Origin of the sequence: Pseudomonas sp. PDM32 (genome assembly GCF_019219225.1) — a bacterium.
In the GTDB taxonomy this organism is placed as follows: Bacteria; Pseudomonadota; Gammaproteobacteria; order Pseudomonadales; family Pseudomonadaceae; genus Aquipseudomonas; species Aquipseudomonas laurylsulfatiphila.
Genome location: NZ_JAHUWE010000008.1, coordinates 109,094 through 130,730 on the forward strand (window position 1 = coordinate 109,094; position 21,637 = coordinate 130,730).

General features: G+C 59.5%; 19 protein-coding genes. 4 read left to right on the top strand and 15 right to left on the bottom strand.

Annotation, left to right across the window (positions count from 1 at the left end; translation table 11 throughout):
* Positions 1-109 precede the first annotated feature (109 nt).
* The 10 genes from aceA to KW846_RS16625 form a co-directional block, all read right to left on the bottom strand.
* On the bottom strand, positions 110-1,435 hold the full coding sequence (gene aceA, locus KW846_RS16580; protein WP_007970439.1) for an isocitrate lyase: 1,326 nt from the start codon (positions 1,433-1,435) through the stop codon (positions 110-112).
* Between the two features lie 473 nt (positions 1,436-1,908).
* Positions 1,909-2,661, bottom strand: a complete 753-nt coding sequence (locus KW846_RS16585) for a secretin N-terminal domain-containing protein (RefSeq protein ID WP_218483508.1) — start codon at positions 2,659-2,661, stop codon at positions 1,909-1,911.
* 363 nt (positions 2,662-3,024) lie between these two features.
* On the bottom strand, positions 3,025-3,450 hold the full coding sequence (locus tag KW846_RS16590; RefSeq protein WP_217835703.1) for a GNAT family N-acetyltransferase: 426 nt from the start codon (positions 3,448-3,450) through the stop codon (positions 3,025-3,027).
* A complete protein-coding gene (locus KW846_RS16595) occupies positions 3,443-4,612 on the bottom strand; it encodes a cupin domain-containing protein (protein WP_007972092.1) in 1,170 nt (389 codons plus the stop codon). Before KW846_RS16595 ends, KW846_RS16590 begins: the two co-directional genes overlap by 8 nt.
* A gap of 86 nt (positions 4,613-4,698) precedes the next feature.
* On the bottom strand, positions 4,699-6,069 hold the full coding sequence (gene purB / locus KW846_RS16600; protein ID WP_007972090.1) for an adenylosuccinate lyase: 1,371 nt from the start codon (positions 6,067-6,069) through the stop codon (positions 4,699-4,701).
* A 124-nt stretch (positions 6,070-6,193) separates the two neighbouring features.
* Positions 6,194-6,817 carry a high frequency lysogenization protein HflD gene (gene hflD, locus KW846_RS16605; protein WP_104447781.1) on the bottom strand — a complete coding sequence of 208 codons (624 nt, stop codon included), beginning with the start codon at positions 6,815-6,817 and terminating at the stop codon, positions 6,194-6,196.
* Entirely contained in the window at positions 6,814-7,947 is a 1,134-nt protein-coding gene (gene mnmA, locus KW846_RS16610) for a tRNA 2-thiouridine(34) synthase MnmA (RefSeq protein ID WP_007972086.1), read from the bottom strand. Before mnmA ends, hflD begins: the two co-directional genes overlap by 4 nt.
* 59 nt (positions 7,948-8,006) lie before the next feature.
* The gene (locus KW846_RS16615) at positions 8,007-8,453 is read right to left on the bottom strand and encodes an NUDIX hydrolase (protein WP_218483510.1); all 447 of its coding nucleotides are present in this window, start codon (positions 8,451-8,453) and stop codon (positions 8,007-8,009) included.
* A gap of 209 nt (positions 8,454-8,662) precedes the next feature.
* Positions 8,663-10,888, bottom strand: a complete 2,226-nt coding sequence (locus KW846_RS16620; protein ID WP_218483512.1) for an NADP-dependent isocitrate dehydrogenase — start codon at positions 10,886-10,888, stop codon at positions 8,663-8,665.
* A gap of 327 nt (positions 10,889-11,215) precedes the next feature.
* Positions 11,216-11,383, bottom strand: coding sequence for a hypothetical protein (locus KW846_RS16625; protein WP_162831814.1), 168 nt, complete (start codon positions 11,381-11,383; stop codon positions 11,216-11,218).
* On the opposite strand from KW846_RS16625, the gene icd reads away from it, so the two are divergent.
* On the top strand, positions 11,382-12,638 hold the full coding sequence (gene icd / locus KW846_RS16630) for an NADP-dependent isocitrate dehydrogenase (protein ID WP_007972065.1): 1,257 nt from the start codon (positions 11,382-11,384) through the stop codon (positions 12,636-12,638). The genes KW846_RS16625 and icd overlap by 2 nt on opposite strands.
* Before the next feature lie 80 nt (positions 12,639-12,718).
* Here the strand turns inward: icd and cspD are convergent, their stop codons facing one another.
* On the bottom strand, positions 12,719-12,973 hold the full coding sequence (gene cspD, locus KW846_RS16635) for a cold shock domain-containing protein CspD (RefSeq protein WP_116581359.1): 255 nt from the start codon (positions 12,971-12,973) through the stop codon (positions 12,719-12,721).
* Between the two features lie 223 nt (positions 12,974-13,196).
* Here cspD and clpS point away from each other — a divergent pair, with 223 nt between their 5' ends.
* Both clpS and clpA read left to right on the top strand, forming a co-directional pair.
* A complete protein-coding gene (gene clpS / locus KW846_RS16640) occupies positions 13,197-13,559 on the top strand; it encodes an ATP-dependent Clp protease adapter ClpS (protein ID WP_015094394.1) in 363 nt (120 codons plus the stop codon).
* A 30-nt stretch (positions 13,560-13,589) separates the two neighbouring features.
* Entirely contained in the window at positions 13,590-15,860 is a 2,271-nt protein-coding gene (clpA, locus tag KW846_RS16645; RefSeq protein ID WP_007972069.1) for an ATP-dependent Clp protease ATP-binding subunit ClpA, read from the top strand.
* Positions 15,861-16,070: 210 nt separating this feature from the next.
* Here the strand turns inward: clpA and infA are convergent, their stop codons facing one another.
* The 4 genes from infA to trxB form a co-directional block, all read right to left on the bottom strand.
* Complete coding sequence (infA, locus tag KW846_RS16650) at positions 16,071-16,289, bottom strand: translation initiation factor IF-1 (protein ID WP_002553999.1); 219 nt, start codon at positions 16,287-16,289, stop codon at positions 16,071-16,073.
* 111 nt (positions 16,290-16,400) lie between these two features.
* On the bottom strand, positions 16,401-17,108 hold the full coding sequence (locus tag KW846_RS16655; protein ID WP_218483514.1) for an arginyltransferase: 708 nt from the start codon (positions 17,106-17,108) through the stop codon (positions 16,401-16,403).
* Positions 17,109-17,165: 57 nt separating this feature from the next.
* A complete protein-coding gene (gene aat, locus KW846_RS16660; protein ID WP_218483516.1) occupies positions 17,166-17,846 on the bottom strand; it encodes a leucyl/phenylalanyl-tRNA--protein transferase in 681 nt (226 codons plus the stop codon).
* Between the two features lie 62 nt (positions 17,847-17,908).
* A complete protein-coding gene (gene trxB, locus KW846_RS16665; protein ID WP_007972075.1) occupies positions 17,909-18,868 on the bottom strand; it encodes a thioredoxin-disulfide reductase in 960 nt (319 codons plus the stop codon).
* 294 nt (positions 18,869-19,162) lie between these two features.
* On the opposite strand from trxB, the gene KW846_RS16670 reads away from it, so the two are divergent.
* Positions 19,163-21,574: a DNA translocase FtsK gene (locus KW846_RS16670; RefSeq protein WP_015094398.1), complete on the top strand. Its 2,412-nt coding sequence runs from the start codon at positions 19,163-19,165 to the stop codon at positions 21,572-21,574.
* The last annotated feature ends 63 nt before the right edge of the window (positions 21,575-21,637 follow it).

The following is a 21,637-nucleotide window of genomic DNA, read 5'->3' on the forward strand; positions in this document are numbered from 1 at the left end:
GTTGAATCGCAGGCAAAAAAAACGCCCCGAACCAGTCGGGGCGTCAGATGTGCAGCGCTGCGGTTAGCTTTCTATTCAGTCCGCGGCGGCTGTTTACTCAAGAAGCAGATCAGTGGAACTGTTCTTCTTCAGTCGAACCGGTCAGTGCGGTTACCGAAGACGAGCCACCCTGGATCACGGTGGTCATGTCGTCGAAGTAGCCGGTGCCCACTTCCTGCTGGTGAGCCACGAAGGTGTAGCCTTTGGCGGCGTCAGCGAATTCCTGCTCTTGCAGCTTCACGTAGGCAGTCATGTCGTTACGGGCGTAGTCGTGCGCCAGGTTGAACATGCTGTGCCACATGTTGTGAATGCCGGCCAGGGTGATGAACTGGTGCTTGTAGCCCATGGCGGACAGTTCGCGCTGGAACTTGGCGATGGTCGCGTCGTCCAGGTTTTTCTTCCAGTTGAAGGAAGGTGAGCAGTTGTACGACAGCAGTTGGTCCGGGTATTCCTTCTTGATCGCTTCAGCGAAGCGACGAGCCTCGTCCAGGTCCGGCTTGGCGGTTTCGCACCAGATCAGGTCGGCGTACGGAGCGTAGGCCAGGCCGCGAGCGATGGCCTGGTCCAGACCGGCGCGCACTTTGTAGAAGCCTTCCTGGGTACGTTCGCCAGTCACGAATGGCTGGTCGTACGGGTCGCAGTCGGACGTCAGCAGGTCAGCGGCGTTGGCGTCGGTGCGGGCCAGGATGATGGTCGGAGTACCGGCAACGTCAGCTGCCAGACGGGCAGCGGTCAGCTTCTGTACGGCTTCCTGGGTAGGAACCAGTACCTTGCCGCCCATGTGGCCGCATTTCTTCACGGAAGCCAGCTGGTCTTCGAAGTGAACGCCGGCGGCGCCTGCTTCGATCATGCTCTTCATCAGCTCGTAGGCGTTCAGTACGCCACCGAAACCGGCTTCGGCGTCAGCCACGATCGGCGCGAAGTAGTCGATGTAGCCAGCGTCGCCCGGGTTCTTGCCGGCTTTCCACTGGATCTGGTCGGCACGACGGAACGAGTTGTTGATGCGCTTGACCACGGTTGGAACCGAGTCCACCGGGTACAGCGACTGGTCCGGGTACATCGATTCGGCGGAGTTGTTGTCCGCAGCAACCTGCCAGCCCGACAGGTAGATCGCCTGGATACCGGCTTTGACTTGTTGTACAGCCTGGCCGCCGGTCAGGGCGCCCATGCAGTTGACGAAATCTTTCTCAGGACGGAAGGCTGGCTTGGCACCCTGGGTGACCAGGTTCCACAGCTTCTCGGCGCCCATTTTTGCAAAGGTGTGCTCAGGTTGAACCGAGCCACGCAGGCGGACGACGTCAGCAGCGGAGTAAGTGCGTGTCACGCCTTTCCAGCGCGGGTTTTCAGCCCAGTCTTTTTCGAGGGCTGCAATTTGCTGTTCGCGTGTCAGTGCCATGGGAGATAAACCTCGTCGCGTCTTTATGAAAAGTTGTTCTGCGGTGGAAAATTCCTGCGCTCGCTGACCAGAAGCTTAAGCGGTCAAGTCGGATTCGGCGGGGAGGGCGACGGGATGAACGATGGGCTCGAGGGGAAGTGAGCAGGTAAAGGCGAACTGCGGGCGCATTCGGGCGTCGTGGGCCTTGGTACGAACATCAGTGTGGTGCCGGGTTACCTATTACGCTTCCGTCCCTCGGGACAACTTCGTTCCAGTCGACAACCTCGTCAAACACACCTTGTGGGCGGTACAGACACGAAGCGGTTCGCGGGGTAGGTGCGAACATCGCCTCGAAGGCCCTTGCCAGGGCCCCTGATTAGCGGGAGCGAGGCCATCATGCCTTCGCTTTTTTGGCTCGTCAAACGTTTTGTAGTGCTTTTTTTCAAGCACTACATCTTTGGTCTAATACGACTCGTCAGTCAGTTTTTGGTGATTTAGTCCAAGGTGTCGACTTTCACCCGCAAAGTCATGTCGTTGCGGCTCTGGGTTGAGTAGCTGCGGGTCTGGCCCTGTTTGTCGGCCTGGGTCTGGCCATTGACCCCGGCCAGCAGGATCCACTCACCGAGGTGGCCGGTGACGGTTGTGTCGGTACTTTGCACGTTCACTACATCGGGACGCTCCTGGCTCATGCGGTCACGATTGGTACTGATCGAGAGGTGAACGATGTCGCCGGTGACGTTTGCGGTGACGTAAAAGCCCTGGGTGACGTTGCGGTATTCGGTCTGGCTGCGCAGGTCGCCATAGCCATCGGTCTGCGAACTGGTCAGCGGCACGCTCTGGCCGACCTGGATCAGCGCCGGTGCGCCTTCGCTGGCCTGCACTTGCTGAATGCCGCCGTCGCGGCTGTCGGTGCTGTAGTTGATGATGCGGGTCTTGGCGCCGTTGGCTGAAGAACCCTGGTCACCCTGGAAGTTGTTGTCACTGGTGTCGACAGTGATCAGCAGGCGCTTGGGTGCCGTGTCGAGTTGGGAAAGAAGGGCTTTAAGTTCGTCGATCTTGCGCTGATCGGAGTTGACGATGAGTTGATTGCCGTAGGCGCTGACCTGTCCGTCCTTGCCGACGAAATCCTGCGCCACCGGCAGAAGATCGGCACTGGTGTGGTACTTGAGGGGGACGATTTCTGTGGCTGCCATCACCGAAAAACTGCAGCCCAGCAGCAGTGTGGTGAGCAGGGTGCGTAGGGACATATCCGTTATCTCCGGCTTCGTGATTTGTGTAGGAGCGAGCTTGCTCGCGATGGTCGTGAACGATAATGCGTGAAGCCTGACACCCCCGCGGCGTTCTCAGGAGCATCGTCGGAACGCCACCCGGAGCAAGCTCGCTCCTACAGGTGCATGTGTTGATATTGCCAGTTTGTCGGCCTGTAGTGGCGCTAGTTGAATCCTGGACAGCAAAACGCCCCGGTATCCGAAGATAGCGGGGCGTTTTGTGGTGTGTATCAAGACGCGTTTGTGGCGAGGGGGCTTGCCCCCCATTGGGCTGCGCAGCAGCCCTGAAATCTTGGGGTCGCTTCGCGACCCAACGGGGGCAAGCCCCCTCGCCACAGGGTCTCAGGCCGAATGCCGAACCATGTCCACGTGCGGAATCCCGGCTTCCAGGAACTCCTCACTGACCAGGTTAAAGCCCAGGCGCTCATAGAACGCCGTGGCTTGTACCTGGGCGCTGAGCATCTGCTGCTTGAGTCCGCGCTCTTCGGCTTCGCCGATGACCGCTTGCATCAGCGCATCGCCGACTTTCAGCCCGCGCCAGTCCTTGAGTACCGAGACCCGGCCGACGTGGCCGTCAGGCAGCAGGCGCGCGGTACCAATCGGAAAGTCGCCTTCGTACGCAAGGAAATGCACGGCATCAATGTCATCGGCGTCCCATTCCAGTTCTGGCGGAACGGATTGCTCGGCGACGAACACCGCTTCACGAATGCGCCGGATCTCGGCGTTGTCCTTTTGCCAGTCTGCGACACGTACGTGAATCTTATTCATCGGCAAACCCCAGGCTTCCTTGCTTGACCAGTTCGCACAGCAGGCCGCGGCCGTCTTCATCGCTCAACCACTCACCGAGGTTGTCGGCGTGCAGTGCGTCGGCGGCGCAGATCATCTTCAGCAGTTCGCGCAGTTTGCCCGGCAGGTAACGGCTCTGGCCGCTGGCGAACAGCAGCAGGTCGTCATCGACTTCGGACCATGCCAGGCGCGCGCTCGGGTTGCGAATCAGGATCGCGCCTTGCTCCAGGGCGGACATGAAGTCCTCTTCTTCGACGTCTTCCGGACCCACCACCAGTTCCGGGTAGCGTGGCTCGGTCATGAACTGGCCGAACCAGGTCAGCAGCAGGCGCTCGTCGCTCATGTGCTCGGCCAGCAGGCCTTTGAGGCGGTCGAGTGCATCGCGCTGGATCTGGTGAGGATCGGCAGTCGGCAAGGCGTCGGCGTCGGTGTAGCGTTCTTCGTCCGACAGGAACTGGCTGAGGAAGTCGGTGAAGTGGGTCAGCACTTCAGCGGCGCTCGGCGCGCGGAAGCCCACCGAGTAGGTCATGCAGTCATCCACAGCGACGCCACAATGGGCCAGGCGCGGCGGCAGGTAAAGCATGTCGCCCGGTTCCAGCACCCATTCATCGGTGGCTTCGAATTCGGAGAGGATGCGCAGGTCGGCGTGGGCCAGCATCGGGCTCTCGGTGTTGCACATCTGGCCGATCTTCCAGTTGCGCTTGCCGTGGCCTTGCAGCAGGAACACGTCGTAGTTGTCGAAGTGCGGACCCACGCTGCCGCCTGGCGCGGCGTAGCTGATCATCACGTCGTCGATGCGCCAGCTCGGCAGGAAGCGGAAATTTTCCAGCAGTTCGCTGACTTCCGGGACGAACTGATCCACGGCCTGAACCAGCAGGGTCCAGTCACGCTCAGGCAGCTTGCTGAATTCATCTTCGGCGAACGGGCCGCGACGCAGTTCCCATGGACGCTCGCCATTCTCGATGATCAGGCGCGATTCGACTTCTTCTTCCAGCGCCAGGCCGGCCAGTTCGTCGGCGTCGATCGGGCTTTCGAAATCAGGAATCGCCTGACGGATCAACAGCGGCTTTTTCTGCCAGTAATCGCGCAGGAATTCCCGTGCCGTGATGCCGCCCAGAAGTTGAAGAGGAATATCAGGATTCATGTGTAACCTATTGAAAAAATGCACTTTTCAGACGGGAATAAAAACGCCCGGCGCGGCCGGGCGTCTTCAAAGGGTCTAGCGATCGATCAGATGCGTTTGGCTTGTTCCACGGCATTGCCGATGTAGTTCGCCGGGGTGAGCAGTTTCAGCTCGGCCTTGGCGGCGGCTGGCATGTCCAGGCCGTCGATGAAAGTCTGCAGTGCTTCAGGGCTGATACCCTTGCCGCGGGTCAGTTCTTTCAGTTTTTCGTACGGGTTTTCGATGTTGTAGCGACGCATCACGGTCTGGATCGGCTCGGCCAATACTTCCCAGCAAGCGTCCAGGTCGGCGGCAATCTTCTGCTCGTTGAGCTCAAGCTTGCTGATGCCCTTGAGGCTGGCTTCGTATGCGATCACGCTGTGGGCGAAGCCGACGCCGAGGTTGCGCAGTACGGTGGAGTCGGTCAGGTCGCGCTGCCAGCGGGAGATTGGCAGCTTGCTCGCCAGGTGCTGGAACAGTGCGTTGGCGATGCCCAGGTTGCCTTCGGAGTTTTCGAAGTCGATCGGGTTGACCTTGTGCGGCATGGTCGACGAACCGATTTCGCCAGCGATGGTGCGCTGTTTGAAGTAACCCAGGGAGATGTAGCCCCAGATGTCGCGGTCGAAGTCGATCAGGATGGTGTTGAAGCGGGCGATCGCGTCGAACAGCTCGGCAATGTAGTCGTGCGGTTCGATCTGCGTGGTGTATGGGTTGAAGCCCAGGCCCAGTTCGTCTTCGATGAAGGCGCGGGCATTGGCTTCCCAGTCGATCTCAGGGTAGGCCGACAGGTGGGCGTTGTAGTTGCCGACAGCGCCGTTGATCTTGCCCAGCAGCGGAACGGCGGCGACTTGAGCGATCTGGCGCTCCAGACGGTAAACCACGTTCGCCAGTTCTTTGCCCAGGGTGGTCGGCGAGGCCGGTTGCCCGTGGGTGCGCGACAGCATCGGCACGTCGGCGAAGCGGATGGCCAGTTCGCGGATGGCGTTGGCGGTCTGGCGCATCAGCGGCAGCATCACGTCATCACGGCCTTCGCGCAGCATCAGGGCGTGGGACAGGTTGTTGATGTCCTCGCTGGTGCAGGCAAAGTGGATGAACTCGCTGACCTTGGCCAGTTCCGGCAGCTTGGCCGCTTGCTCTTTGAGCAGGTATTCGATGGCCTTGACGTCGTGGTTGGTGGTGCGCTCGATCTCTTTGACGCGCTCGGCGTGCTCCAGAGAGAAGTTTTCCGCCAGGGTGTTGAGCACAGCGTTGGCTTCGGCGGAGAACGCCGGCACTTCGCTGATGGCAGGGTGAGCGGCCAGGCGCTGGAGCCAGCGCACTTCAACCAGAACGCGGGCACGGATCAGGCCGTACTCGCTGAAAATTGGGCGCAGGGCCTGGGTTTTGCCGGCGTAGCGGCCGTCAACAGGGGAAACCGCAGTGAGCGAAGAGAGCTGCATGGGGTGTTCTCGGACAGTCGGGCAACGAAATGGGGCGCGTATCATACATGAAAAAATCCGCCGGTCCGTCGCCAACTGACCGGCGTATTACGCGTATTGCAGAGTTCGGTGCTGTCGATGCGGGTTATTCGTTACGCATCAAGGGGTAAAGCTCTTTGAGCAATTTGCGACGGCTGATCACCAGCTGCCAGCGATGACCGCCCAATTGCCGCCACAGGCGTGCAGAACGGATGCCGGCCAGCAGCAGGGCACGAATTTTCGAGGCGTTGCTCGGTTGTTGCAGGTTGCGCATGTCGCCGTGCACCTGGATGCGTTGGCGCAGGGTGCTCAACGTGTCCTGGTACAGCGCGCCGCAGGCGGCGATCACATTTTCGTGGGCTGGGCCGAAGTGTTCGACCTGGGACTGGATCTGCGGCAAGCGCTTGCCGATCACCTCAAGCATGTCGCCACGTTTTGCCAATTGGCGCTCAAGACCAAGCATGGCCAGGGCATAGCGCAGCGGCTCGCGCTGCAGGGCGCTCGGATCGCGCTCGAGGGCGCCGATCAGGGCGCGATAGCCTTCACGCAGGTTGATGTCATCGCCGCCATAGACTTCCAGGGTGTCCTTGGGGTCGCGGATCAGCAGGCTGCCGAGCATGCAGGTCAGGCCGGCCTCGTTGGTCTGGCCGCTCTTGGCAATCCTGTCCACCAGCACCGCGGCGAGAAACACGCCGCCCAGTGCTGTCAGTTGCTCCTGAATCGGGTTCATAGGGCCTGGCCCTTGCTCGTCCACGGCTCGGCTACTTCAATCACACCACCGCCGAGGCAGATTTCACCGTCATAGAACACCACGGACTGGCCTGGGGTCACCGCGCGTTGCGGATCATCGAAGGTCGCGCGATAACCGGTGGCGGTTTTTTCCAGGGTGCAGGGCTGGTCGCTCTGACGATAACGAACCTTGGCGGTCAGCTTGCGTGGCTGGCTCAGGTCGATCGGGTTGACCCAGTAGATATCGGAGGCGAGCAGGGCGCGGGAGAACAGCCACGGGTGGTCATTGCCCTGGCCGACGATCAGCTCATTGTGCTCCAGGTCCTTGATCAGCACGTACCACGGCTCGTCGCTGGCGTCTTTCAGGCCGCCGATGCCCAGGCCCTGGCGCTGGCCGATGGTGTGATACATCAGGCCATGATGACGGCCGATGATTTCACCTTCGGTGGTCTTGATCTCGCCCGGTTGTGCCGGCAGGTACTGTTTGAGGAAATCGCTGAAACGGCGTTCGCCGATGAAGCAGATCCCGGTGGAGTCCTTCTTCTTCGCGGTCGCCAGTTCGTATTTCTCGGCAATCGCGCGCACTTGCGGTTTTTCCAGTTCGCCGACCGGGAACAGGGTCTTGGCGATCTGTTCGCCGCCGACGGCGTGCAGGAAGTAGCTCTGGTCCTTGTTCGGGTCCAGGCCCTTGAGCAGCTCGGTGCGGCCATCGATGTCGCGGCGACGCACGTAGTGGCCGGTGGCGATCAGGTCGGCGCCAAGCATCATGGCGTAGTCGAGGAACGCCTTGAACTTGATTTCGCGGTTGCACAGGATGTCCGGGTTCGGCGTGCGTCCGGCCTTGTATTCGGCCAGGAAATGCTCGAACACGTTGTCCCAGTACTCGGCGGCGAAGTTGGCGGTGTGCAGCTTGATGCCGATCTTGTCGCACACGGCCTGGGCGTCCGCCAGGTCATCCATGGCGGTGCAGTATTCGGTTCCATCGTCTTCTTCCCAGTTCTTCATGAACAGGCCTTCCACCTCATAACCCTGCTCGATCAGCAGGAGGGCGGAAACGGAAGAGTCCACGCCGCCGGACATGCCGACAATGACGCGCTTCTTTTGTGTGTCAGAAGGGGCTGGATCACGCATAGGGATTCAATGAGTGTCTTGAAAAAGGACGCGATTCTAACAGGCCGGAGCCTGCATGGCTAAAGAGAAGGACGGATCAATTCAAGGCTGAAGTGAATGCCTGCCAGATAATCGTCGATGCAGCGCATGATCAGCTCGCTGCGCCAGTTGTCGCGTTGTGCCATTAATTCGTCGCGGGTCAACCACTTGGCGCCGACGATGCCGTCGTCCAGTTGATAATCGGGGTGGTGTTTCAGCGCTTTGGCAATGAAGCACACTCGCTGGTAAGTCACGCCGTTGCTCGGGGCGGTGTAGAGGTAAATGCCCAGTACGCCGGTCGGTTCGACGTCCCAGCCGGTTTCCTCGAGGGTTTCGCGAACGGCGGCGTCGGTCAGGGTTTCGTTCGGATCGAGATGCCCGGCGGGCTGGTTGAGCACCACGCGACCGTGCTTGAGTTCTTCGACCATCAGGAAGCGGCCGTTGTCTTCGACGATGGTGGCGACGGTGATGTGGGGTTTCCAGTCCATGAGATCTCCTCGAAGTTGAAATGCGGTCCCTGTGGGAGCAGGCTTGCTCGCGAAAGCGGTGGGTCAGTCAATGAAGGTGTTGAATGATAAACCGCTTTCGCGAGCAAGCCCGCTCTCACATTGGTCCGTGTGTCACCGGTAAATTGTGTGACGGCCAGAAAACACAAACCCCGGCACATGGCCGGGGTTGGTGGTGCTTCCTTACAACCTTAAACCAACGCTGCAACCGCTGCGTTGAAGGTTGCGCTTGGGCGCATGGCCTTGCTGATCAGCTCGGCGTCGGCGTGGTAGTAACCGCCGATGTCCACTGGCTTGCCCTGAACGGCGTTGAGTTCGGCAACGATAGTCGCCTCGTTCTCGGTCAGGGTTTTGGCCAGGGTCGCGAACTGCGCTTGCAGTGCAGTGTCTTCGGTCTGAGCGGCCAGGGCTTGAGCCCAGTACAGCGCCAGGTAGAAGTGGCTGCCGCGGTTGTCGATGTTGCCGACTTTGCGCGATGGCGACTTGTTGTTGTCCAGGAACTGGCCGGTGGCCTGGTCCAGGGTCTTGGCCAGTACCAGCGCCTTAGAGTTGTTGTAGGTCACGCCCAGGTGTTCCAGGGACGCGGCCAGGGCCAGGAATTCACCCAGCGAATCCCAGCGCAGGAAGTTCTCTTCCAGCAACTGCTGAACGTGCTTCGGCGCCGAACCGCCGGCGCCGGTTTCGAACAGGCCACCGCCGTTCATCAGCGGCACGATCGACAGCATCTTGGCGCTGGTGCCCAGTTCCATGATCGGGAACAGGTCGGTCAGGTAGTCGCGCAGTACGTTGCCGGTCACCGAGATGGTGTCCTTGCCTTCGCGGGTGCGCTGCAGTGTGTACTTCATGGCGTCGACAGGCGACATGATCTGGATGTCCAGGCCGGTGGTGTCGTGATCCTTCAGGTAAGCCTGAACTTTCTCGATCACCACGCCGTCGTGGGCGCGCATTGGGTCCAGCCAGAAAATCGCCGGCGTGCTGCTGGCGCGAGCACGGTTGACCGCCAGTTTGACCCAGTCCTGGATCGGTGCATCTTTGGTCTGGCACATGCGGAAGATGTCGCCGGCTTCGACCGACTGCTCCAGCAGCAGGTTGCCCTTGCTGTCGGTGACGCGAACAACGCCGTCAGCCTTGATCTGGAAGGTCTTGTCGTGGGAGCCGTACTCTTCGGCTTTCTTCGCCATCAGGCCAACGTTCGGCACGCTGCCCATGGTGGTCGGGTCGAATGCGCCGTTGGCTTTGCAATCTTCGATCACGGCCTGGTAGATGGTGGCGTAGCAACGATCCGGGATCACGGCCTTGGTGTCGTGCAGCTGGCCGTCGGTGCCCCACATCTTGCCGGAGTCACGGATCATCGCCGGCATCGAGGCGTCGACGATGACGTCGCTCGGCACGTGCAGGTTGGTGATGCCTTTGTCGGAGTTGACCATCGCCAGAGAAGGGCGAGCGGCGTAGACCGCCTGGATGTCAGCTTCGATGGCCGCTTGCTGTTCAGCAGGCAGGGCCTTGATGCGAGCGTACAGGTCGCCGATGCCGTTGTTCAGGTTGAAGCCGATCTGTGCCAGCACGTCAGCGTGCTTGGCCAGTGCGTCTTTATAGAACTCGGCAACGATCTGGCCGAACATGATCGGGTCGGAGACCTTCATCATGGTGGCTTTCAGGTGAACCGACAGCAGCACGCCTTGTGCCTTGGCGTCTTCGATTTCAGCGGCGATGAAGCTGCGCAGGGCGTTTTTGCTCATGACCGCGCAATCGAGGATCTCACCGGCTTGTACGCTGGTCTTTTCTTTCAGGACGGTGGCGCTGCCGTCTTGAGCGATCAGTTCGATTTTCACGGCGTCAGCGGCGTCGATCAGGGCGGCTTTTTCGCTGCCGTAGAAATCGCCGGTGCTCATGTGTGCAACGTGGGACTTGGAGTCCTTGGCCCAGGCGCCCATTTTGTGCGGGTGCTTGCGCGCGTAGTTCTTGACCGAAAGCGGGGCGCGGCGGTCGGAGTTGCCTTCACGCAGAACCGGGTTCACGGCGCTGCCCTTGACCTTGTCGTAGCGCGCCTTGGCTTCTTTGTCGGCGTCGCAGGTCACGGTTTCCGGGTAGTCCGGCAGGTTGTAGCCCTGGGCTTGCAGCTCTTTGATCGCGGCTTGCAGTTGTGGGACCGAAGCACTGATGTTCGGCAGCTTGATGATGTTGGCTTCAGGCGTAACGGCCAGGGCGCCCAGTTCGGCGAGGTGGTCGGCTACGGCTTTGTCACCCAGTTGCTCGGGGAAGCTGGCCAGGATGCGCCCTGCAAGAGAGATATCGCGGGTTTCAACGGCGATATCAGCCGAGGCGGTGAACGCCTCTACGATAGGCAACAGTGAATAGGTGGCGAGGGCAGGAGCTTCGTCGGTGAAGGTATAGATGATCTTCGAGCGGGTGGGCATATTCGGATTAACTCTCTCTTCTTTGCTAAAGCGTGCGCAGAAACTCGAGGGCGCCGGGTAAGCGCGTTCGTTCAAAGTCATCCATGAGCCGAATATCGAGGTTTCGTTGCTGTGATGTTGGGTGCATCAGTAGGGCGTCATGCAGTCGGGCTGCGGTAACAGACCGGCTAATCGGGCGTAAACACTCATCGTAGAGCTGCTCAGTCCGTCGTGACCCTTTAGTCAGCGGCGGCATTATACATAGGTAGCTGGCAATCTGCCGATGGTTCATACGCAACGAATGTCGTCCATTGGTCTAAAGGTCGCAGGGGCGAGGAGAGCGTAAGGTCATTCGTCGTGCTTGAGTTTGGCGTTTTTCCCTTTGCTTTCAGGCTTGTAGGCTGCTGGTTGTGCGGCTTTGCGGCATATGGATAGAACATAGGGTTTGCGCGCCGATTCAACTGGGTTACGCTCGAACCAAGCCAGATGTTCAATCCAATCAATGGAGTTCAGCATGGGTTACAAGAAGATTCAGGTTCCAGCCGTCGGCGACAAAATCACCGTCAATGCAGACCATTCTCTCAATGTTCCTAATAACCCGATCATCCCCTTCATCGAAGGCGACGGCATTGGCGTCGACATCAGCCCGGTCATGATCAAGGTTGTCGATGCTGCTGTTAAGAAGGCTTATGGTGGCGAGCGCAAGATTTCCTGGATGGAAGTGTACGCCGGGGAAAAAGCGACTCAGGTCTACGATCAGGACACCTGGCTGCCTCAGGAGACCCTGGACGCGGTCAAGGATTACGTGGTTTCCATCAAGGGCCCGCTGACCACCCCGGTCGGTGGCGGCATCCGTTCGCTGAACGTGGCCCTGCGTCAGCAACTCGACCTGTACGTCTGCCTGCGTCCGGTGCGCTGGTTCGAAGGCGTGCCTAGCCCGGTCAAGAAGCCGGGTGACGTCGACATGACCATCTTCCGCGAGAACTCCGAGGACATCTACGCCGGCATCGAGTGGAAGGCCGGTACGCCGGAAGCCACCAAGGTCATCAAGTTCCTCAAGGAAGAAATGGGCGTCACCAAGATCCGTTTCGACGAGAACTGCGGTATCGGTGTCAAGCCGGTTTCGCTGCAAGGCACCAAGCGTCTGGCGCGCAAGGCCCTGCAATATGTGGTCGACAACGATCGCGATTCGCTGACCATCGTGCACAAAGGCAACATCATGAAGTTCACCGAAGGTGCCTTCAAGGAATGGGCCTACGAAGTGGCGGCTGAAGAATTCGGCGCGACCCTGCTCGACGGCGGTCCGTGGATGCAGTTCAAGAACCCGAAAACCGGCAAGAACGTCATCGTCAAGGATGCCATCGCCGACGCCATGCTCCAGCAGATCCTGCTGCGCCCGGCCGAGTACGATGTGATCGCGACCCTGAACCTGAACGGTGACTACCTCTCCGACGCCCTGGCGGCGGAAGTGGGCGGTATCGGTATCGCACCGGGGGCCAACCTGTCCGACACCGTGGCCATGTTCGAAGCCACCCACGGTACGGCGCCGAAGTACGCCGGCAAGGACCAGGTCAACCCGGGTTCGCTGATCCTCTCCGCTGAAATGATGCTGCGCCACATGGGCTGGACCGAAGCGGCCGACCTGATCATCAAGGGCACCAATGGCGCGATTTCCGCCAAGACCGTGACCTATGATTTCGAGCGTCTGATGGAAGGGGCGAAACTGGTGTCGTCTTCCGGTTTCGGTGATGCGCTGATCTCGCACATGTAAGAAAACGCAGGCACACAAAAACCGCCTGATTCAAGAAGTTGAGTCAGGCGGTTTTTTTATGACTGGATGACGCGGCGATATTAAACCGAAACGGTCTGCTCAGGTGACTGTGTCGCGGTTTTCGAGGCATCCACCGGGTTGCCGATGTTGACCGCGTGAAGACCTTTGGGGCCCTGGATGATGTCGAATACGACAGCTTGCCCGGCTTTCAGGGTTTTATAACCTTCCATTTTAATGGCCGAGTAGTGGGCAAACAGATCTTCTGTCTTGCCTTCCTCGTTGATGAAACCGTAACCCTTGGCGTTGTTGAACCACTTCACCTTGCCGACTGCCATACCCAACTCCCTCTGCAACAGACTCCATCACTGGAGTATCATCCACTACATCCGCAGTCGAACCTGTAAATAAGTTTGACTCCGCGGACCTTTTTTACCCACTGTGGGCTCTATTGGTTGTAACACCCTTTTGCCGATAGTCAAGCTGACCGGCAGTCGGAGTTGAAATCGCTGATAGCCGCCCCCACCACTGTATTTGAACAACTGACGAACCTTTCTTTCCATGCATGCAATCAGCCAGATTCGACTAACATTCAATCAGGATCGCCCTGATTTACACGACGACGATTCCGCAGGCATTGCTGTTCAGGAGGCAAAGCCTGCTCTACAGGCGCCGCCGATGTACAAGGTGGTTTTGTTCAATGATGACTACACACCGATGGATTTCGTCGTCGAAGTGCTCGAGGTGTTTTTTAACCTGAATCGCGAGCTGGCGACCAAGGTCATGCTGGCCGTCCATACAGAAGGGCGGGCAGTATGTGGAGTGTTTACCCGCGACATCGCGGAGACCAAGGCCATGCAGGTCAACCAGTACGCCAGGGAAAGCCAGCATCCGCTACTCTGTGAAATCGAGAAGGACGGTTAATCGCCGACCACTTGGGTATGAGGTGAAGCTATGTTAAACCGCGAGCTCGAAGTCACCCTCAATCTTGCCTTCAAGGAAGCCCGTTCGAAGCGTCATGAGTTCATGACCGTCGAACACCTCCTGCTGGCCCTATTGGACAATGAGGCTGCCGCCACCGTTTTGCGTGCGTGCGGCGCAAACCTCGACAAACTCAAGCATGACCTGCAGGAGTTCATCGACTCCACCACGCCATTGATCCCCGTGCATGACGAGGATCGCGAAACCCAGCCAACCCTGGGCTTCCAGCGTGTCCTGCAACGTGCTGTGTTTCACGTACAGAGCTCGGGCAAACGCGAAGTGACTGGTGCCAACGTGCTGGTCGCGATCTTCAGTGAGCAAGAGAGTCAGGCAGTGTTCCTGCTGAAACAGCAGAGCGTTGCCCGCATAGATGTCGTCAACTACATCGCCCATGGCATTTCCAAGGTGCCGGGGCATGGCGATCACTCTGAAGGTGAGCAAGATATGCAGGACGACGAGGGCGGTGAGTCTTCTTCCTCGGGCAATCCCCTGGATGCTTATGCCAGCAACCTCAACGAACTCGCGCGCCAGGGTCGTATCGATCCGTTGGTGGGGCGTGAGCTGGAAGTCGAGCGTGTCGCACAGATCCTGGCGCGTCGGCGCAAGAACAACCCGCTGCTGGTGGGCGAGGCGGGCGTGGGTAAAACCGCGATTGCCGAAGGCCTGGCCAAGCGCATTGTCGACAACCAGGTGCCGGACCTGCTGGCCAACAGCGTGGTTTACTCCCTCGACCTGGGTGCCTTGCTGGCCGGTACCAAGTACCGTGGCGATTTCGAGAAGCGCTTCAAGGCGTTGCTCAATGAGCTGAAGAAGCGGCCGCAGGCGATCCTGTTCATCGACGAGATCCACACCATCATTGGTGCGGGTGCTGCGTCCGGTGGTGTCATGGACGCCTCGAACCTGCTCAAGCCGCTGCTGTCCTCGGGTGATATCCGTTGCATCGGATCGACCACCTTCCAGGAATTCCGCGGCATCTTCGAGAAGGACCGTGCCTTGGCCCGGCGTTTCCAGAAGGTCGATGTGTCGGAGCCTTCGGTGGAAGACACCATTGGCATTCTGCGCGGCCTGAAGGGGCGTTTCGAAAGCCATCACAATATCGAATACAGCGATGAAGCCCTGCGCGCGGCTGCCGAACTGGCTTCGCGTTACATCAACGATCGTCACATGCCGGACAAGGCGATCGACGTTATCGACGAAGCGGGTGCCTACCAGCGCCTGCAACCGGTCGAGATGCGTGTTAAGCGCATCGAAGTGCCTCAGGTCGAAGACATCGTCGCGAAAATCGCGCGGATTCCGCCAAAACACGTCACCAGCTCCGACAAGGAATTGCTGCGTAACCTCGAGCGCGACCTGAAGTTGACCGTATTTGGTCAGGATGCCGCGATCGACTCGCTGGCAACCGCGATCAAGTTGTCCCGTGCCGGCCTCAAGTCCCCTGACAAGCCTGTCGGTTCGTTCCTGTTCGCAGGACCTACCGGTGTCGGTAAAACCGAAGCGGCGCGTCAGTTGGCCAAGGCGCTGGGTGTCGAGCTGATTCGCTTCGACATGTCCGAGTACATGGAGCGCCACACCGTATCGCGTCTGATCGGTGCGCCTCCGGGCTATGTCGGGTTCGATCAGGGCGGTCTGCTGACCGAAGCCATCACCAAGCAACCACACTGCGTGCTGTTGCTCGATGAAATCGAGAAAGCGCATCCGGAAGTCTTCAACCTGCTGCTGCAGGTCATGGACCACGGTACCTTGACCGATAACAACGGGCGCAAGGCGGATTTCCGTAACGTGATCGTCATCATGACGACCAACGCCGGTGCCGAGACAGCGGCTCGTGCTTCGATCGGTTTCACCTTCCAGGACCACTCGTCCGATGCGATGGAAGTGATCAAGAAGAGCTTCACGCCGGAATTCCGCAACCGTCTGGACACCATTATCCAGTTTGGTCGCCTCAGCCATGAGGTCATCAAGAGCGTGGTGGACAAGTTCCTTACCGAGCTTCAGGCGCAGCTGGAAGACAAGCGAGTGTTGCTGGAAGTCACCGATGCGGCCCGCAGCTGGCTGGCCGAGGGTGGCTACGACGCGGCGATGGGTGCTCGCCCAATGGCTCGCCTGATCCAGGACAAGATCAAGCGTCCACTGGCGGAGGAGATTCTCTTTGGCGAACTGGCCGAACATGGCGGTGTGGTGCACATCGATATCAAGGATGGCGAGCTGACCTTCGAGTTCGAGACCACGGCCGAGATGGCCTGACGTTAAATCGCAACAAAGCAAAAAGGCGCCGAAAGGCGCCTTTTTGTTATCCCTGTAGGAGCTGCCGAAGGCTGCGATCTTTTGATCTTGTTTTAAAAAATCAAAGTCAAAAGATCGCAGCCTTCGGCAGCTCCTACAGGGATCGGTGGCGAGCAAATCCCGCACAAACAAAAACGCCCGGCATAAGCCGGGCGTCTTGTATTGACCAGATTAGCGGGCGCGGTAAGTGATGCGCCCTTTGCTCAAGTCATAGGGAGTCAGCTCTACGCGCACTTTGTCGCCGGTAAGAATACGGATGTAGTTCTTGCGCATCTTGCCGGAGATGTGCGCGGTTACGACGTGCCCATTTTCCAACTCCACACGAAACATGGTGTTGGGCAGGGTGTCGACGACAGTGCCTTCCATTTCGAAGCTGTCTTCTTTCGACATGCAGTAAAGCCCTCGGTGTCCAATGAATGGCCCGGTGCAACTGCGCCAGGCAAAAGCGGCGTGCATTGTGCCCGAAAAGTGGGGTTTAAGCCAAGGGGTTTAGGGCCGGCTCTAGTTTAGAACCACCCAGCGCTGATTAATCAGCAACTCAATGGGGCGATATTGAGTCTTGTAATTCATTTTTTTGCAGTTTTTGATCCAGTAGCCGAGGTAGACCGCCTCTAGTCCCAGTCGCCGGGCCTCGGCGATTTGCCAGAGGATTGCATAGCGCCCAAGGCTGCGACGCTCTTCGGATGGTTCGTAGAAGGTGTAGACCGCCGAAAGACCGTTCGGCAGCAAATCGGTGACGGCGACGGCCAACAGTTGGCCGTTCAGGCGGAACTCATAAAACCGTGAAAACGGCAGATCCCGCACCAGGAAGGTCGAAAACTGGTCGCGACTGGGCGGGTACATGTCGCCATCGGCGTGACGCTGTTCGATGTAGCGCTGGTAAAGCTCGAAGTACTCTTCGTTGAAGCAGGGCTTGGCCGGACGCACCTGCAAGTCCGTGTTGCGCTTGAAGATGCGTTTCTGTTGCCGGTTGGGCGTGAACGGCCCCACGGGAATGCGCGCTGGAACGCAGGCATTGCAATTCTGGCAATGCGGCCGGTAGAGATGATCGCCACTGCGACGGAACCCCATCTCCGACAGGTCTGCATAGACATGCACATCCATGGGCTGGCTAGGGTCGAGGAACAGGGTTGTGGCCTGCTCATCGGGCAGATAACTGCAAGAGTGCGGCTGAGTGGCATAGAACTTCAAACGCGCCAACTCGGTCATGATCAACCCTCGGGATAATGCTTTTGAATAAGTGTAAGCCACACGGGAGAAAGTCGCTCAGCAAACCCAGGTGGCATGGTTGGGTTGGTCCAGATGCCGGGCCAGATAAGCGGCAAATTCGCGACGCGGAATCGCCCGGGCTCCCAAACTATGCAGGTGATCGGTGGGCATCTGGCAATCGATCAGTACAAAACCCGAGTCTTTCAGATGCCGGACCAGGGTGGCAAAGCCGAATTTAGAGGCGTTGTCAGCGCGGCTGAACATCGATTCGCCAAAAAATAACTGCCCCATCGCCAAGCCATACAGGCCGCCGACCAGTTCGTCCCCGTCCCACACTTCCACCGAGTGCGCGTGACCACGCCTGTGCAGTTCAATGTAGGCCTCTTGCATCGCTTCGGTGATCCAGGTGCCGTCGGCGTAATCCCGGGGAGCCGCACAGGCGCGAATGACGGCGGCGAAGTCTTGATCGAAGGTCACTTGATAGCGTTGCTGGCGCAGCAGTTTGCTCAGGCTGCGCGAGACGTGCAATTCGTCGGGAAACAGAACCGTGCGCGGGTCCGGCGACCACCAGAGAATCGGCTGGCCTTCGGAAAACCATGGGAAGCAGCCATGGCGATAAGCCGAGATCAGCCGATCGGCGGACAGGTCGCCACCGGCAGCCAGCAGCCCGTTGGGGTCGCGCATGGCCTTTTCCAGCGGTGGGAAATGCAAGGTGTTGCGTTGTAACCAAGTCAGCATGGCATCCGGGCTTGCAGAAGGGGAGGGCAGTGGCGGGCATTGGCCCGCCATAAAGTTTGCCTTCAAACGGCAGGAATGTCGTCGAGGTATTTTTCGGCGTCCAGCGCCGCCATGCAACCGGCCCCGGCAGACGTAACGGCCTGGCGATAAACATGGTCGGCCACATCCCCGGCGGCAAACACACCTGCAATCGCCGTGGCGGTAGCATCGCCTTCGCTGCCGCCCTTGACCAGCAGATAGCCGTCGCGCATTTCCAGTTGCCCGATGAACAGGTCGGTGTTGGGTTTGTGGCCGATGGCGATAAACACCCCGGCCAGCGGCAGCTCTGTGGTTTCACCCGTTTGGCTGTCCCGCAGGCGGGCACCGGTCACGCCACTGGCATCGCCGAGCACTTCGTCCAGGTTCTGGTTCCAATGCAGGCGGATATTGCCGTTGGCGGCTTTTTCGAAGAGTTTGTCCTGGAGGATTTTCTCCGAGCGCAGTTTGTCGCGTCGATGGATCAGGTGCACTTCCCTGGCGATGTTCGACAGGTAGAGTGCTTCTTCGACCGCCGTATTGCCGCCGCCGACCACCGCGACCACCTGGTTGCGATAGAAGAACCCGTCACAGGTCGCGCACGCCGACACCCCTTTGCCGGCAAAGGCTTCCTCCGACGGCAGGCCCAGGTATTGCGCGGAGGCGCCGGTGGCAATGATCAGGGCGTCGCAGGTGTAGGTGCCGCCATCGCCGATCAGCTCGAATGGCCGTTGTTGCAACTTGGCGGTATGGATGTGGTCGTAAACGATCTCGGTGGCAAAGCGCTCGGCGTGTTTTTGCATGCGCTCCATCAGCACGGGGCCGGTCAGGCCTTCGACGTCGCCTGGCCAGTTATCGACTTCGACGGTGGTGGTGAGCTGGCCACCTGCCTGTATGCCGGTAATGACAACGGGCTTGAGGTTGGCGCGGGCGGCATAAACGGCTGCGCTGTAACCGGCAGGGCCGGAGCCCAGGATGATCAAGCGGGAATGCTTCGCTTCGCTCATAAAAACACCTCATAAGCCTTTGTCACAAAAGACAATGCATGCTCAAATTGAATAGCATGTCATGTGCTGTTGACTATGCTACACCCAAGGGTCTCAAGCATGGCGTCGTGCGTACAAACCCGTACAATGCCCTGCGTGTTACATATATTCAGTGCGCACCGTGTTTATAAAAACCGGGGCGCAGTGTTAAAAGTAGTCCCGGTTACGTGTGTTAACTTTTTTACCTGCCTGGATTGGGCAGTTTTTTAGACTTTCAACAGATGGACGCGCCATTGGCGCAGGAAAAGTAGCGTTTTGAAGAAATCCACCGCAGCACCTAAACCAGCCGTCGTTCCGCTCTGGCGCCAGCACTTGCACTACCGACTCAAGGAAGGTGCGCTGATCGCCATCGGTGCCCTGTGCCTGTTCCTGATGATGGCCTTGCTGACCTATGGCAAGGATGATCCGGGCTGGAGCCATAACAGCAAGATCGACGACGTGCAGAATTTCGGCGGGCCCGCGGGCTCCTACAGCGCCGACATCCTGTTCATGGTGCTGGGTTACTTCGCCTACATCTTCCCGTTGCTGTTGGCGGTCAAGGCGTACCAGATCTTCCGCCAGCGTCACGAACCGTGGCAGTGGAGCGGCTGGCTGTTCTCCTGGCGCCTGATCGGCCTGGTGTTCCTGGTGCTGTCGGGTGCCGCGCTGGCCCATATCCATTTCCATGCCGCGACCGGTCTGCCGGCCGGTGCGGGCGGTGCGCTGGGGGAAAGCCTCGGCGAACTGGCGAGGAACGCCCTGAATATCCAGGGCAGTACGCTGCTGTTCATCGCGTTGTTCCTGTTCGGCCTGACGGTGTTTACCGACCTGTCGTGGTTCAAGGTGATGGACATCACCGGCAAGATCACCCTCGACCTGTTCGAACTGTTCCAGGGCGCGGCCAATCGCTGGTGGGCGGCCCGTACCGAACGCAAACAGCTGGTCGCCCAGTTGCGTGAAGTCGATGACCGTATGGATGAAGTGGTTGCGCCGACCGTCACCGACAAGCGCGAGCAGGCCAAGGTCAAGGAGCGGTTGATCGAGCGTGAGCAGGCCCTGAGCAAGCACATGTCCGAGCGTGAGAAGCAGGTGCCGCCGGTCATTGCACCCGCGCCGCCAAAACCGGCCGCACCGAGCAAACGCGTGGAAAAAGAGAAACAGGCGCCACTGTTCGTCGACAGCGCCGTTGAAGGCACCTTGCCGCCGATCTCGATTCTCGATCCCGCGGAAAAGAAACAGCTCAATTATTCGCCCGAATCCCTGGCGGCGGTCGGCCACCTGCTGGAAATCAAGCTCAAGGAGTTCGGCGTCGAAGTGACCGTGGACTCGATCCACCCGGGTCCGGTGATTACCCGATACGAAATCCAGCCCGCCGCCGGCGTCAAGGTCAGCCGCATCGCCAACCTGGCCAAAGACCTGGCCCGCTCCCTGGCCGTGACCAGCGTGCGCGTGGTGGAAGTGATTCCGGGCAAGACCACGGTCGGTATCGAGATTCCCAACGAAGACCGGCAGATCGTGCGTTTCTCCGAGGTGTTGTCGACCCCCGAGTACGACAACTTCAAATCCCCGGTCACCCTGGCCCTGGGTCACGACATCGGCGGCAAACCGGTCATCACCGACCTGGCGAAGATGCCGCACCTGCTGGTGGCCGGTACCACCGGTTCCGGTAAGTCGGTGGGCGTGAACGCGATGATCCTGTCGATCCTGTTCAAGTCCGGCCCGGAAGACGCCAAGCTGATCATGATCGACCCGAAAATGTTGGAACTGTCGATCTACGAGGGCATTCCGCATCTGCTGTGCCCGGTGGTCACCGACATGAAGGACGCCGCCAATGCCCTGCGCTGGAGCGTTGCCGAGATGGAGCGACGCTACAAGCTGATGGCCAAGATGGGCGTGCGCAACCTGTCGGGCTTCAACGCCAAGGTCAAGGAAGCCCAGGACGCCGGCGAGCCGTTGAGCGATCCGCTGTACAAGCGCGAAAGCATCCACGACGAAGCGCCGCTCCTGCAAAAGCTGCCGACCATTGTGGTGGTGGTCGACGAATTCGCCGACATGATGATGATCGTCGGCAAGAAGGTTGAAGAACTGATCGCGCGTATCGCCCAGAAGGCGCGTGCGGCCGGTATCCACTTGATCCTCGCGACCCAGCGTCCGTCGGTGGATGTGATCACCGGTCTGATCAAGGCCAACATCCCGACCCGCATGGCGTTCCAGGTATCGAGCAAGATCGACTCGCGGACCATCATCGACCAGGGCGGTGCCGAACAACTGCTGGGCCACGGTGACATGCTGTACATGCCGCCGGGCACCAGTCTGCCGATTCGTGTTCACGGTGCCTTCGTGTCCGACGATGAGGTTCACCGCGTGGTGGAGGCCTGGAAGCTGCGGGGCGCGCCGGAATACAACGACGACATCCTCAATGGCGTCGAAGAGGCGGGCAGCGGCTTCGAAGGCAGCAGCGGGGGCGGCGACGGTGATGATCCCGAGGCCGACGCGCTGTACGACGAAGCGGTGCAGTTCGTGCTGGAAAGCCGTCGTGCCTCCATTTCCGCGGTTCAGCGCAAGCTCAAGATCGGCTACAACCGCGCCGCGCGCATGATCGAAGCCATGGAAATGGCCGGGGTCGTGACGTCCATGAACACCAACGGTTCGCGTGAAGTCCTGGCCCCGGGCCCGGTGCGCGACTGACCCGAATATGAAAGGGTGGCGCCCTTTGGCGCCGCTCGCACTCCCACGAATGTTATGAGGACT